This window comes from Paenibacillus sp. B2(2019), assembly GCF_008370385.1.
In the GTDB taxonomy this organism is placed as follows: domain Bacteria; phylum Bacillota; class Bacilli; order Paenibacillales; family Paenibacillaceae; genus Paenibacillus_AQ.
Genome location: NZ_VTZR01000021.1, coordinates 360,962 through 374,455, shown reverse-complemented (window position 1 = coordinate 374,455; position 13,494 = coordinate 360,962). Strand labels below are relative to the sequence as shown.

General features: G+C 43.2%; 13 protein-coding genes and 2 pseudogenes. 1 reads left to right on the top strand and 14 read right to left on the bottom strand.

All coding sequences use genetic code 11. The features are described from left to right. Positions 1-37 precede the first annotated feature (37 nt). From PAENI_RS20750 to PAENI_RS20690, 14 genes and pseudogenes are all read right to left on the bottom strand, one after another. Positions 38-451: pseudogene (locus PAENI_RS20750) on the bottom strand (SDR family oxidoreductase). A 46-nt stretch (positions 452-497) separates the two neighbouring features. After that, a complete protein-coding gene (locus PAENI_RS32675) occupies positions 498-773 on the bottom strand; it encodes a MarR family winged helix-turn-helix transcriptional regulator (RefSeq protein WP_262495669.1) in 276 nt (91 codons plus the stop codon). Continuing rightward, positions 758-931: a hypothetical protein gene (locus PAENI_RS32670; RefSeq protein ID WP_262495668.1), complete on the bottom strand. Its 174-nt coding sequence runs from the start codon at positions 929-931 to the stop codon at positions 758-760. The genes PAENI_RS32675 and PAENI_RS32670 overlap by 16 nt, the downstream gene beginning before the upstream one ends. Before the next feature lie 87 nt (positions 932-1,018). Further along, the gene (locus PAENI_RS20740) at positions 1,019-1,894 is read right to left on the bottom strand and encodes a stalk domain-containing protein (protein ID WP_149646591.1); all 876 of its coding nucleotides are present in this window, start codon (positions 1,892-1,894) and stop codon (positions 1,019-1,021) included. 119 nt (positions 1,895-2,013) lie between these two features. Beyond that, complete coding sequence (locus PAENI_RS20735) at positions 2,014-2,553, bottom strand: RDD family protein (protein ID WP_149646590.1); 540 nt, start codon at positions 2,551-2,553, stop codon at positions 2,014-2,016. A gap of 37 nt (positions 2,554-2,590) precedes the next feature. Beyond that, positions 2,591-3,103: an AAA family ATPase gene (locus tag PAENI_RS20730; RefSeq protein WP_149646589.1), complete on the bottom strand. Its 513-nt coding sequence runs from the start codon at positions 3,101-3,103 to the stop codon at positions 2,591-2,593. Positions 3,104-3,586: 483 nt separating this feature from the next. Then, entirely contained in the window at positions 3,587-5,437 is a 1,851-nt protein-coding gene (abc-f, locus tag PAENI_RS20725) for a ribosomal protection-like ABC-F family protein (RefSeq protein ID WP_149646588.1), read from the bottom strand. A 380-nt stretch (positions 5,438-5,817) separates the two neighbouring features. Next, the gene (locus PAENI_RS20720; protein ID WP_316502845.1) at positions 5,818-6,732 is read right to left on the bottom strand and encodes a L,D-transpeptidase family protein; all 915 of its coding nucleotides are present in this window, start codon (positions 6,730-6,732) and stop codon (positions 5,818-5,820) included. 196 nt (positions 6,733-6,928) lie between these two features. Further along, positions 6,929-7,321, bottom strand: coding sequence for a VOC family protein (locus tag PAENI_RS20715; protein ID WP_149646587.1), 393 nt, complete (start codon positions 7,319-7,321; stop codon positions 6,929-6,931). A gap of 148 nt (positions 7,322-7,469) precedes the next feature. After that, positions 7,470-7,911 (bottom strand): annotated as a pseudogene (locus PAENI_RS20710) (copper homeostasis protein CutC). A gap of 284 nt (positions 7,912-8,195) precedes the next feature. After that, on the bottom strand, positions 8,196-9,164 hold the full coding sequence (locus PAENI_RS20705; protein ID WP_076301067.1) for a sugar phosphate isomerase/epimerase family protein: 969 nt from the start codon (positions 9,162-9,164) through the stop codon (positions 8,196-8,198). Next, positions 9,165-9,896, bottom strand: a complete 732-nt coding sequence (locus PAENI_RS20700; protein WP_149646586.1) for a ThuA domain-containing protein — start codon at positions 9,894-9,896, stop codon at positions 9,165-9,167. Between the two features lie 145 nt (positions 9,897-10,041). Then, entirely contained in the window at positions 10,042-11,121 is a 1,080-nt protein-coding gene (locus PAENI_RS20695; RefSeq protein ID WP_149646585.1) for a Gfo/Idh/MocA family protein, read from the bottom strand. A 7-nt stretch (positions 11,122-11,128) separates the two neighbouring features. Beyond that, positions 11,129-12,082, bottom strand: a complete 954-nt coding sequence (locus PAENI_RS20690; RefSeq protein WP_149646584.1) for an AraC family transcriptional regulator — start codon at positions 12,080-12,082, stop codon at positions 11,129-11,131. Positions 12,083-12,473: 391 nt separating this feature from the next. On the opposite strand from PAENI_RS20690, the gene PAENI_RS20685 reads away from it, so the two are divergent. After that, positions 12,474-13,478 carry a LacI family DNA-binding transcriptional regulator gene (locus tag PAENI_RS20685; RefSeq protein WP_076284001.1) on the top strand — a complete coding sequence of 335 codons (1,005 nt, stop codon included), beginning with the start codon at positions 12,474-12,476 and terminating at the stop codon, positions 13,476-13,478. Positions 13,479-13,494: the final 16 nt, after the last annotated feature.

The window sequence follows — 13,494 nt, the reverse complement described above, 5'->3', positions numbered from 1 at the left end:
ACACGAGTATGGAGCGGATTTTTAATTAAGCATGATTTTATTTAGATTTAGCTTCCATCATATAATTCTGGAAATCCGTAATACTTGGATTGGACATATAATGTCCACCCTTAACCTCTATCGTTTGTCCAGTGATGAATTTAGATTCATCTGATGCCAGGAACAATACTGTGTTTCCGATATCATCTGCTTCCCCATGGTAAGGAAGGGCGTTGAACTTCTAGAATATATCCAGCACTGCTGGTGGCATATTTCTTGCTGCCGCAGGTGTTAGGATCAAGCCTGGAGCCACTCTGTTGCAACGAATCTTATCCTTACCATATTGTGTGGCGATGTAACGAGTAAGATTCACAACTTTGGCTCCTTCTCTAGCCAGAAAAGTAGCGGCAGATAAGCCAATACCTGAAGCGCCTCCAGTTACTAATGCAACCTTACCTTGAACTCTTCCCATATTCATACCCCTTTATCATGTAATTAAGATTCTAAGATGACTTCATTTATGTTTCAGAGCTATCAAAGCTCGATAACAACTTTTCATAGATTTTTAGAAATTGTCGCAGTTCTTCTTCATTGAGCTTCTGAAACATTTCAGCTCGGAGCTCCTGCCCTTTTAGCTGTGCTTCCTTCAGTACATCCTTACCTTTGTCCGTGATAGAGAGCAGTACATTTCGGCGATCATCTTCATTATATTTACGCTCGGCCATTTCCTGCTTAATTAAGAGATTGGCAATGTTCGTCATCGCCCCCGGCGTATAACCTAATTTTTTAGCCAAAGTAGTTGCTTCTGCGGACCCTTTTTATTCAATTCTCCCAAGACGAGAACAGGTGATATCCCAATATTATGGTCAAAAGCATTCACCCATCGAACAATGATTTCATTCGTAAATAATTCAACTGCATGTATTAGTCTAAAAATATCTGGGTTATCCAAGTACATCCTCCTATAAATAAACAAAGAAGCCCTGCTTATGAGGGCATCTTTGTTCTGTTTCATTGGATATCCGGAGCTTATAAATAATTATTGAGGTTGAAAATCTGAGAACCCTGAGATTACCACCCTCGAACCCATGCTGACGCTATCGACCTTCCATACATCATTAGTAAATACGAGAGTGATCGTACGATCTTCGGCATATTGATCTTCTCCTGTTAGACCATTTGCCAATATAACCGATTGTGAAAGCGTAGCTGAAGTCTTATTAATGTATACTGGCAACGAGGCAGGCGCTTTATAGGTACTAGCTGTATTCAAGCCTTTATTTTGAACGATAGACTTAATTAATTTCTCCGTAAAATACGGTTTGAAGTAGGAACTAATATTTTTAATTGATGAGACATCAGCTGCTTGATTTAATTTATCGGACAGTAGTTTTAAGCGTGGATCCATAATTTTCTGCTTATCAGAGATTTGAATAGACGGTTGCTCCATGTTGACAATGAGTCCCTTCCCGCCCAATGTTACTGTCGCCTGCTTAGTCTGTGGGTTCCATAAGACATTTGCACCTAGCGATTGACCCACAAAGCGCAGCGGAACATAGGTTGTTCCTTTAATAACCTGCGTCGCAGTATCCAGATCAATATATTCTCGGAGTGGAATATCCGGGTTATCTGTAGTCGGAGGTGATTCAATGATTGCGCGTTTGAAATTTGCAGCAAGCCAGATGGTCGAGTCTCCATTTTTAATCTTCACTTCTTTCTCCGCTTGAAACCATTCCACACTCGCACCTAAATTTTCTGAAACCATTCGTAACGGAATGAGAACTCGACCGTTGTTAATTTGGCCGTTATTTATGATCGTGGCTTTGGATGCATCCGCTGCAAAACTAAGCACCGGTATAACTGGAAGCACAAGTAAAGCTGAAGCAAATAAGGAAATCGTCAATTTTTTTATCATATCAAAACCTCCTACATTAAATTTATCTTAATAGGAGACGTTTTTCTCCTTTACTTGTTTTCATTTGTTTTATTAACGTATTTAAGATGAATAAAAAAAGAATGCTCAGCAAGCATCCTTTAGATCGCGGATTTATCTACCACATAAGTGCCAGCCATTATATCGTGAAGCGCCCGTTTACGGGGAGTAAATGCGACAAATAGATAATCCACGAGCATGATGGGGGCAAGTATTTTACTGAGGTCATTAGCCAATGGTGCCCATAAGGCAAGGTTGGTGGAAATCGCAGTGAGGTCGTAGAGACTGACACCAACAATCATTGAAAAAATTGTACTAATGATTCGGAAAATATTTCGAACTAAAGCCTCCTTCAGTGTTGGATACTTCCCTTGATCATTGATAATCTTCATCTTTAAAATCAGCTTCCCTGGTGATCCGCCAAATCTAACGATCATAAAAATATCAAACACGATGAAAAAAATATACTCAAGGATAATCGGAATCTCCGAGTGCAAGGAAACAGCCAATGAATTAAATAGCATGTATACAATAACCGCAGGGATCAGAATGACAAGGAGATCAAGAATGGTAGCCAGCACTCTTTTCCAAAAGCCTATGAAATCCTCCTGCTCCAAATGCTCCAGTTTATTGTTATCCATATTAGGGCCCCCACTCTCTATGCTTAACTGTATTCATTCAGCCTTTTGATATCCGTTCTTCAATAATGGGTTCCAGTTCCTTATTATGTTTTAGAATCACCCGTATATCAGAAAATTTATCCGTTAATTCAATAATTCTATGTATGTCTTCCCGATTATATCCACGGTTCCATTTAAAAATCATCACATACAGATTCTTAAACGATTGCTTGTAATTCGCTTGCTCTAATCCCATTCTTGTCTTAATAAATCTGGTCATCACTCTCAAATTCCCAATTACTCTATTCGGTCTCAGAATAACGATTAAATCTGCCCTTTTAAAACTTTCTTGCCCCCATTTATAATGCACGCCTTCCAGTATCCATGAGGGCTTATCGAGGATCTCCTCCAATTGCGCGTCCCTTGCTTCAACTGAATAACGTAGGTTCTCAGCACTTCTATCCCAAACCAAATTATCTGTTTCGTAATAATCTACACCATACTTTTTGGACAACTCTCTGGCGATATAGGACTTGCCACTTCCACAGGCCCCAATGATTCTAATCTTCATAGGCTCAGCTGAGCCCAATCGGTAGGAGGATAAGTCCTAGCGATATAACAGTTATAATTCTCGTAGTGAGGAGGGTTAGCTTGACATTTTTTTCTGATTTGTACCAACCTTTAAACTGAAAATGATTCCGATACAGCATAAAAAATATCAATATATTTCCGAGCGCCATACTCCAGTTATATACGGGCTGACCAAATATAGATTGATATACGAATCTCTCTACCCCACCTAAAATAAACAAGGTCAACACAAGCAATATACATAATCGAAATAATTCCACAATAAAGGAACCTAGTTTTATCATTTTATAACCGTCCTTTCAAGATCTCCCATCACGAACAGCATCCATATTCCTCCAATTATACACCGTACATGTGATGACTCCTATTCTATTTTTCGATTCCTTAATTATTTTTTTACATTAAAAAAACAACCCAGCCCTAGATAAGTTCTATCCTGAGCTGGGTGATGTTGACTCTCTTTTTAGAAGAGTGTAGTTTCTTCCATATCCCTTAGTTCCTGAATCTGTAACCGCAGATTAACGATTTCAGCCATTAGCGCTTCATTCTCCGCCTTTGTATCCCTACTTCCACTTTGGATCAATTGATTCAGACGGAGCGTCAGAAGGACAAGTTCGTCCTCCCGCGCCTGTTCTTTTCGGGTAAGCACACGACTTCTATCTTTGGAAATGTATTCATTATAGGAACCTTGAAAAAACTTCGGTGTCTGAGTCGATTCTAAGATTACCAAACGGTTAGCTACTTTAGTGTGCAGATATCGGTCATGCGAGACCATCACAAGTCCCCCCGGATAAACCCTAAGCGCTTCTTCAACACGCTCTCTAGTGTCAATGTCCAGATAATTGGTGGGTTCATCTAGTACCAGTAGATTAGCTTTTCCAAAGTACAGTTTAAGGAAAGCTACACGGCATTTCTCCCCCAGACTTAAATCACCAATTCGTTTAAAGACATCCTCCCGCGAAAATAAAAAGCAGCCCAGAATCGTTCGTGCCTCCGTTTGGGTCATACCCGGCAGTTCAAGCAAACTATCCAGAATCGTGGATGACACCGCTAGATTATCGAGCTCTTGGGCAAAATAACCAATCTTCGTCCGCGGATGCAGCCGTACTTCACCTTGGGTGGGTTTATGAATACCCGCAATCAACTTCAACAAAGAAGACTTACCCACACCATTCGGACCCAGAATAGCAAGACGTTCTCCTCTATTCAATGTCAAACTGAAATCTTTTAATACAGGCGCACTGCCCTTATAAGCAAAATCAATCTCGCGGAGTGACAGCAAAGTGTCCGCCATAAACGCTTCACTTTCCAGCTTCATCTTCAGCTTGCCTGTCTCGCGCGGCAATTCCACACGATTCTTATTTAAACGTTCGAGTGCAGCTTCCTTCGCATGAAGACGAGACACATTCTTCTTAGATTTCGCACGCAGGAAATCATGCTGTCCGGCAGCACGGTGCGCCTGCTGGAACCATTCCGAATACCGCCTGATGCTCTCCAGTAGTTTCTCCTTTTCCTGTTCTTGCTTCTTATACTGTCCCTCAAGCGTTCGCGCCTCTATCGCTTTTTGCTCCCGATACTGCGTATATCCACCCGAATACCGACGACACCCCTCTGGACTAAGTTCCAGCAATGATGTCGCCGTTCGATCGATGAACATACGATCATGTGAAACATAAAGCACGGTTCCAGGGTAGGTGTGTACCCAATGTTCCAACCACTCCATCGTCTCTCCATCTAAGTGATTCGTCGGCTCATCTAGAATCAACAGCTTCGGCTGCTGGGCTAGTAATGCTGCTAATTGTACACGTGTCTTTTGCCCTCCGCTTAACGATCGGTATGACAAATCCCAAACTGAACGTTCTAGTTTAAGCTGCTTCAAGCACTTTTCCGCTTTAGCCTCCCAGTCATATCCATTAAGCTGCAGGTATCGATCGTACACTTCAGCGTATTCAGTAAGTCCCGCTTCAGTCTCGTCGTTCTGTTCCTGCAATCTCTGACCGAGGAATTCAAGCCGGCGCTTTAATTGGGGCAGCTCTGCCGATCCGGCGAGAACATAATCCAAGGCACTTACTTCTTCTGATACTTCCAGCTGCTGATCCAGCACACCCCATTCTTCACGAGGTAAGCCATGATAAATACTCCCTTTCTCAAAGGTAAGGCGACCGATCAGTCCCTTAAGCAGTGTGGTTTTGCCGATTCCATTACGGCCGAACAAGAGCACTCGCTCTCCTTCCGATATCTCAAAGGACACCTTCTCGAATAACAGCGTCCCGTTCCATTCTTTACGTAAATTTTTTGCTTTTATTAGGGTCATATTCCATTCCTCCGATTTTATTGCAAATAAAAAACCGCAGCCAGCGGTCTGCGGTCGAATAGCGTATGATGGGGGAATATGCCATAACATGAATAGACTACGGCTGTGATCACCTGCTGCATGCAGAGTAAACCAAACAATAGATCGATCTATTCATATAAAAGCAACGTAAGGCCCCCGACCGACACACGTATCCCTGACCGTTATCACCCTGCGCGGGTGCTCCGTGACTTGTGCATATGCACTTTACAAGTTGGATGGTCTAATTATAGGAAACGTGTTAGTTATTCATCAGTCGGTGGTCCTCCGTCATTGTCCGAATTGGTTTGAATGAGTATAGTATATACTTACTAGGGTCAGAAATACAATTCCAAGAACAGTTATAAATTAATCTTTACCGACTGAGACTGTGGATTCCATTGCACCTGAATGCCAAATAATTCGGGCAAGATGCTTAGTGGAATCAACAATCGGTTATTTTCATTGCGAGATGCGAGTATCTTAATGGATTTTCCATTCACAACAGCCTGATCGGATAACGGCTTATGTGTCACCGTACGATCGCCTATCGTAATTAGCAGTGCACCAGTTCCAGCTTCGCTCTGCAAAGTTCCACCTAACAACGCTACAGATTCTCTCAGCGGAATAAATACACGGGAGTTATCCAATATAAAGGGATCCTTCAACTTTGTCGTGACTCCATCCAGCTCAAAAGCCCCAGCAAACGTCTTACTTCCTACGGAGTATCCATTCTTGGTCGCAATGCTCTCCATAGCCAGTGTACTAGTTGTAATGATGACTCTTGTATTCTTAGCTATTTTTGGATATAACCAGTGGATATCATCATTATGCATTCGAATACATCCAGCGCTAACATACTTTCCTATGGATGACTCATTATTATTGCCGTGAATCGCATACGTAGTTCCATAAGTTCCATTTACCTCTAGCCCCAACCAGCGGTCGCCAAGCGGATTGGCCGGATCACCCCCAGGTATTTTCTCTTTGTAGTAGGGTCTGTTCTTTACTTTAACTACCATTTTGAAGCTACCTTCCGGTGTCAGTTCCTTCGATTTCCCTGTTGCGACCGGAAAAGTCTTCACCAGCTTGCCATCACTGAAATACGCGAGTTTGTTTGTTTTTTTGTTCACGATAATTAGATCGGATCCAGCAGCAGCTTCCGCCTTTCCCACACCTGTAAAACATGCAGCGAACAGAAGCCCAAACACAAGCATCAGCTTTATGTTCCGCTGTAATGAAGATTGAAACCAGCTACTCGAAACAAAAAATCCCAATTTTCTCCACCTCCATATATAAAGACGAAATCATTTCAATTTAGTTGCATACCAGCCTGTACCTATTCTTTTCAACTCGTCCCCCGCATTTGACGCATAGATTGCAATACTGTAACCAGTGCACACAACAAAAAGCCGACCTTTGGATAACCAAAGATCAGCTCTGTGTTTTTAAACAACATTTATGTTTCAGCGATTACAGTTTCTTACCTGAACCAAATGCAATCACATACCCATCTGGATCTTTAATCGCAAAATCCTTCCAACTCCCCCAGTCTTCCTCCTGAAGATTAGGCTGCTGAACAAATTCCGCCCCCTTGCCCTTGAGCTCTTCATATAGATCGTCGAGCTCATGATGAGTCTCCACATAAGCATAGGTATCCCACGGAATGATCTGCCCTTGTCCTGCTGCATTGGGTTGTACATTTTCAGTACGAGCTGCCTGTATTAGCTTGAATCCCAGTGCAAATTCATCGCGCACCGCCCACCAGTCCGTCACCTCACAGCCTAACACTGTAGCGTAAAATTGCTTAGACCGCTCCAGATTGGATACCAGCCTTACTTGAACCGAAAACTGTACCTTACTCACTGTAGCTCATCCCCCGATTGTCAAATTGGCTTGATCAATATTCGCAAATTTAATATTCCGATTTTATAATATCATCCAATTTACGGAAATTAAACCGAAATCTACTGACAAGCCCATCGAAGAATGGAATCCATAATTATCGTTAAGGCTAGTGATCTTTTGTTTGATCCAGAATGTTTCGAACTGCCTGCAAGCGAAGAGGATCTATAGGTTTCAGCGCATCACCATCTTCTCTAACTGCTGAACCGAAATGTACCCGCCTCACACCTGTTTGTTGTACAAAATCGCTTATCCCTTCCACCGTTAACCCACTGCCCGCCAAAATGTAGATAGATCGCTCCGAAGTAAGCTGCTCAAGCGCAGCAATACGCTCCGCACCTTTAGGCGCTGTATTCTGAGCACCCGATGTTAAGAGGCCTAACCATCACTCTAACCGGTATCGAGACAGCATCGCGTACTTTTTCTATTAGTCCCAGACTGGGTGTTAATCCCCCTTCACTAATCGCTGTGATCAGTTCTATTCGGTCAGCACCATAACGCTCGGCCAGCACTGCATCACTTAATGTTGTAGCAATAACTTCTAACAGCATGGTCGTCTCTCCTTCACTAACATTTCCGAAATCTGTTCCTTGTGATATTCTCTCCAAAGGATTGTAGAAATACCTTAAGACGCTAGCCCCCAAACTAACTATGTATTTACAACCGAAGCTTAGTCAGCGCGTAAGTTGCGGACCCCATGTACCTTATTAGCAATGCAAATAGCTGCATCTGAGTCCGTTAGCACACTTTTCGTTTCCAAGCATCCCCCATGTACGCAAAAAAAGCCTTGATCCTCTAGACTAGAGAATCAAGACTTTTGGTTCTTAAAATATATTTACGCCCACCACATACCTTGAGGTTGATCGCGAATAAGAATGGATTGCAAATTGGTTACTGCACGATGGAAGCCTTCGTCTACCGTCATAAGAGGGTCTTCATGCTCGATGCTGACCACATAATCATAACCGTAAGTACGCAGCGCACTCATGATATCTGACCATTCAGATATGCTGTGTCCACAGCCAACGGAGCGGAAAGTCCATGCACGGGTCTGTACATCACCGTAAGGCTGCATATCCGTCAGACCATACATATTAATATTGTCCTGATCCAGGTACGTGTCCTTGGCATGGAAATGATGGATCGCACCAGCTTTACCAAGAATCTTGATCGCGCCTACAGGATCGATGCCTTGCCACCAAAGATGGCTCGGGTCTAGATTCGCGCCGATCGCATCACAGGTTGCTTCTCTAAGCTTCAGAATCGTGTAAGGAGTATGGCAGAGGAATCCGCCATGAAGCTCGATACCGATCTTAACGCCATGCTCCTCAGCAAGCTTACCAATTTCCTTCCAGTAAGGAATCAGTTTATGCTCCCACTGCCAGGTTTTGATGTCGCTGTACACGGTAGGCCAAGGTGTAACTGGCCAGTTCGGTGCTTTTGCATCGTCGCTGTCTCCCGCAGTTCCCGAGAAAGTGTTCACTACCTTAACGCCCATTAGCGAAGCTAGCTTGATCGACTTACGCAGAATTTCGTCGCCTTCACGAGCTTCTTCTTTATCCGGCGAAATCGGGTTATTATGGCAACTGAATGCACTGATCATAATGCCACGTTTCGTGAACTTCTCCAGATATTCTTTACGTGCTGATTCGCTGGCAAGCAGCTCATCTGTTGGACAGTGGGCATTTCCGGGATTGCCTCCTGAACCGATCTCTACCGCATTCAAACCAGCAGCAGCGATTTTATCAAGCATCTCATCGAGAGTCAAACTTCCAAATACAGGATCAAATACGCCTAATTTCATTTATAATACCACCTTTTCTTTGATTGGCTCCAAAGCTTCAGCATGTCCGTAAACTGGATAATCACGCTTCGTTGGTGCACACCAGTTGACGCCATTGATGATCACTCTTTGGATTTCTTTGTTGTAATAGGTTGGATAAGATTCATGACCGGGTTGGAAATAAAAGATCTTCCCGTTCCCACGACGATAAGTCGATCCGCTTGGGAACACATTGCCGCCTTCAAACCAGCCGACAAAAATTAAACTCTCTGGTGCTGGCACATCAAAATGTGCTCCGTACATTTCCTCTTGCTCCAAATCGATATATTCACCAATGCCCTCAGCAATCGGGTGACTTGGGTCCATAACCCAAAGACGCTCCTTCTCCCCTGCTTCACGCCACTTTAGATCACAGCTGGTGCCCATTAACTTCATGAATATTTTGGACATATGACCCGAATGAAGCACTACTAGCCCCATGCCTTGAAGCACTCTTTGATGAACACGATTTACAATCTCATCACTAACTTCTTGATGGGCAACATGTCCCCACCAAATCAGTACATCTGTGTTATCCAGCACTTCTTGTGTCAGTCCATGCTCCGGTTCATCCAGCGTAGCTGTCTGAGCGTCCAGTCCAGCTTCCTGAAGGAAGCTTGCCAATTGTCCGTGAATCCCTTGCGGATAGACCTTGAGAATTCTCTCTTCCTGCCGTTCATGGCGGAATTCATTCCATACCGTTACTCTGGTCACTTTGGACACACTCCTAGTTCATAGTTATCTATGTCGTTAAACTTGACTGTTTATTCAAGAAGAAACGCCGTTGTCATCCTTAGAAGATGACAAACGTTTCTCGTAGAAAAGTAAGGATTAAGTATAACGTGGAACTTATACTTTCTTACTTTTCAAAAAATACAGGCATGCCAGTCTCAGAGGATTTATAAATAGCCTCCAAGATGCGGGTAACAACGAGCGCCTGCTCTGGCTTCACTACAGGCTCGGTGTCATTGACGATGCTTTCGATCCACTGAGTAGCCTCCGTCAATGCAGGATCATCTCCCGCGCCATCATAAAAGTCAACGCCACCGGCTTCCAGGCTGATATGCTTCTCGAATGTCTTGCCGTATTCTTCTCCGTTAATGCGCAGACCGTTCTCCATATCCGCTCCACCTTCAGTACCGCAAAGCACAGTTTTAGCTTCACCAACATCAAGGGTATTCAGCGCCCAGCTTGCTTCGAGAATGATGCTAGCTCCATTCTCCATAGTAATAAATCCAATGGCGGAATCCTCAACTGTAAATTTCTCTGGATCCCACGGGCCCCAAGCGTTCGCAGCATTTTTACGACCGGACAGCTTATGATAAGCGTTACCGACAACATATTTTGGTTTGTAGTTATCCATCATCCAAAGAGTCAAATCAAGGGCATGAGTACCGATATCAATCAATGGACCTCCGCCTTGCGCTTCCTCGTCCAGAAACACGCCCCACGTTGGAACGGCGCGACGACGGATCGCCTTAGCTTTAGCATAATAAATCTCTCCAAGACCATTATTCTCGCATACCGTATGCAGATAAGCTGAATCTGGTCTGAAGCGGTTTTGGTAACCGATGGTCAGCTTCTTCCCAGTTCGTTTTGAAGCATCGATCATTGCTTGCGCTTCTACTGTGGTCTTAGCCATCGGCTTTTCACACATTACATGCTTGCCTGCCTCCATTGCCGCAATGGAAATCTCTGCATGGGAAATATTCGGTGTACATACATGAATTACATCTATACTTGCATCTTTAAGAAGCTCTTTGTAATCTGTGTAAACCACGGAGCCCTCGTCCCCAAACTCCGCTTTTGCCTTCTCAGCACGCTCTGGAACGATATCGCAAAAAGCAACCATTCGAGCACCTTCCACTTTTGATAACGCTGGCATATGTTTGCCGTTTGCAATGCCTCCGCAGCCGATAATTCCTACTGTTAATGTCATTTTTATTCTAACCTCCACTTGTTCCTGTTTTGATATCTCTATCATACAAAGCCCGGGGGCGTCTTTCTTCCTGCATTCTTGCTGTATTATTCCCGAATATTGTCTTATGGTATTTTAGGGGGGATATCCCCGTGGCATCTTTGAAAAAATGATGGAATGTCTTCACGCTGCCAAACCCGGCGGCTTCCGCCACCGCAGACATCGGCAAATCTTCATTGATTAAGATCCATTTAGCTTTGTTAAGCCGATATTCGTTTAAGAAAGCTATAAAGGTCATACCAGTATTCTTCTTGAATAGCTTGGTAAAATAATACGGACTAAAGCCCATATAGCTAGCTACCTCATTCAGCGTAATGGCTTCCTGGTAATGCTGCTCTACATAAATAAAAATCCGCTCTAATCTTTCCAGCGTTTCTCTAGACTGGTTCAGCGTATCTTCCGAGAACTTAGGCTGTTTATTGAGTGCACTCTTCGGCACTTCCCGTAAAATAACGGTCAATAGTTCAAACAATCTAGCTTTGATTAAGTAAGCGTACCCATCTCTTCGCTGCACGTCTTCCTCATAAATACTCTCAATCAGCCCTTTGATCTTCACGGCGGTTACTTCGGGCCATTTTGAACTAGAATGCTCCATAAGCGTAAAAACCTCACGAAGCGAATAATCACTTCCGCTCAAAGCTGCGACTTCCTGAAACAGGTTAAGATCGAATTGAATTACTACCCGCTCGCTTTCAGGTGAGGCGAGAAAATAATGGACATCCCCACCGTTGATAAATTGAACCTCACCCTGCTCCATGTGAATAGGGGTATCATTTATTCCCAGATTTAGACTTCCTTTAGTTACATATATAATTTCAATTTCTTTATGCCAATGCGGATAGCACAGCGTATCTCCTCCACATAGTAAACTTCTAAAAGGAAAATGCTTATCCACATCTGGAATTTCGAGATAAATATTCATAAGCGCAGCTCCTTATCCGGTTAAACACTAAACCAACGATAAACAATCAATCCGATTTCACGTAAGCGTTTACTGTCTAAATGTTAGTCCTCTAATATTCTTTTGTCAATTCTGGGTCTCTGTATTCTTAATATCCTGCTCCAACTACATTTCTCCCTCTTATACACCACTTTAACAGAGATTTTCTGGTAATTTAATCGGTTTCATTCTATTAAAAAATAATTACCTTTCATGGTTCTTATCATTCACATATTTTTTAAGTGGAGTTGACAAGCATACCTGTCAGGATTTATATTCAGGGTAAGCGTTTACGTAATACTTTTTAATGAATTTGATTTTCGAAGCGTAAACGTTTAATCTAAGGCTAACCGTAATCTAAGGAGTCGTATGAATGAACCCAACAATTAAAGATGTTGCACAAAAAGCGAACGTTTCCATTGCAACAGTCTCTCGCGTGCTAAACAATTTAAGTGGGTACTCCGACAAGACGAAACAAAAGGTAAATGAAGCTATCAAAGAACTCGGCTATCAACCTAACGCGATTGCTCGTGGCCTAATCAATAAGCGTACGCAGACGATTGGTGTAATGTTTCCAAGTGTTTCTGGAGCGTTCTCCTCCGATCTGCTTAAAGGCATTGAGGAATTGGCCAATGATCGCAATTATAGTGTAATGGTCTGTAATACCGACCAGGATGGTAAACGAACGTTAAAGTACTTACAACTCTTAAGGGAGAAGCAGGTCGATGGCATTATTTACTCTAGTGAGGTCTTGAAGAAAGAGTATTACGATGTACTAGAAACCATGAAGATCCCAGTTGTGTTGGTTTCTTCCCAAACGGAATTTGCCAGTGTACCTTACGTGAAAGTAGACGATTACCAGGCTGCTTATGATGCTACCCTCTACTTAATTTCCAAAGGTCATAGCAAAATAGCCATGATCAGCGGAAATCCAAGCGATGCTATCGCTGGTGCACCCAGAGCCGAGGGATATCGTAAAGCGCTTGAAGCGAGTGGGATTCCTTTCGACAGCCGCTATCTCACCTTTGGAGACTTTCTGTATGAAAGCGGGAGCATTGCAATGGAAGCTCTCTTGGAGCAAGCCCCTGATGTCACTGCCGTCTTTGCCGCTAGTGATGAAATGGCGATTGGTGCTCTTTCCACGGTCATCAAATATGGTTTAAGTGTTCCCGATGATATATCCATTATGGGTTATGACGATCTTGGAATGGCGAAAATGATTATTCCTCCGTTAACTACAGTGCGTCAACCACTGTACGATATTGGTAAGATCGCCGTGGAGAAGCTTATTCAGATGATTGAAACAGGCGAGACTGTAGATAGCAAAATTGTCGATCACTTAATTGTGGAAAGACAAACGGTAAGATCACTTACCTGAGTCTTTTTACGCCTTT

Coding starts and splice junctions, on each gene's coding strand:
- PAENI_RS20735 (WP_149646590.1), bottom strand. CDS start 2,553: ATGGATAACAATAAACTGGAGCATTTGGAGCAGGAGGATTTCATAGGC.
- abc-f (WP_149646588.1), bottom strand. CDS start 5,437: ATGACCCTAATAAAAGCAAAAAATTTACGTAAAGAATGGAACGGGACG.
- PAENI_RS20740 (WP_149646591.1), bottom strand. CDS start 1,894: ATGATAAAAAAATTGACGATTTCCTTATTTGCTTCAGCTTTACTTGTG.
- PAENI_RS20695 (WP_149646585.1), bottom strand. CDS start 11,121: ATGACATTAACAGTAGGAATTATCGGCTGCGGAGGCATTGCAAACGGC.
- PAENI_RS20730 (WP_149646589.1), bottom strand. CDS start 3,103: ATGAAGATTAGAATCATTGGGGCCTGTGGAAGTGGCAAGTCCTATATC.
- PAENI_RS20690 (WP_149646584.1), bottom strand. CDS start 12,082: ATGAATATTTATCTCGAAATTCCAGATGTGGATAAGCATTTTCCTTTT.
- PAENI_RS20685 (WP_076284001.1), top strand. CDS start 12,474: ATGAACCCAACAATTAAAGATGTTGCACAAAAAGCGAACGTTTCCATT.
- PAENI_RS20705 (WP_076301067.1), bottom strand. CDS start 9,164: ATGAAATTAGGCGTATTTGATCCTGTATTTGGAAGTTTGACTCTCGAT.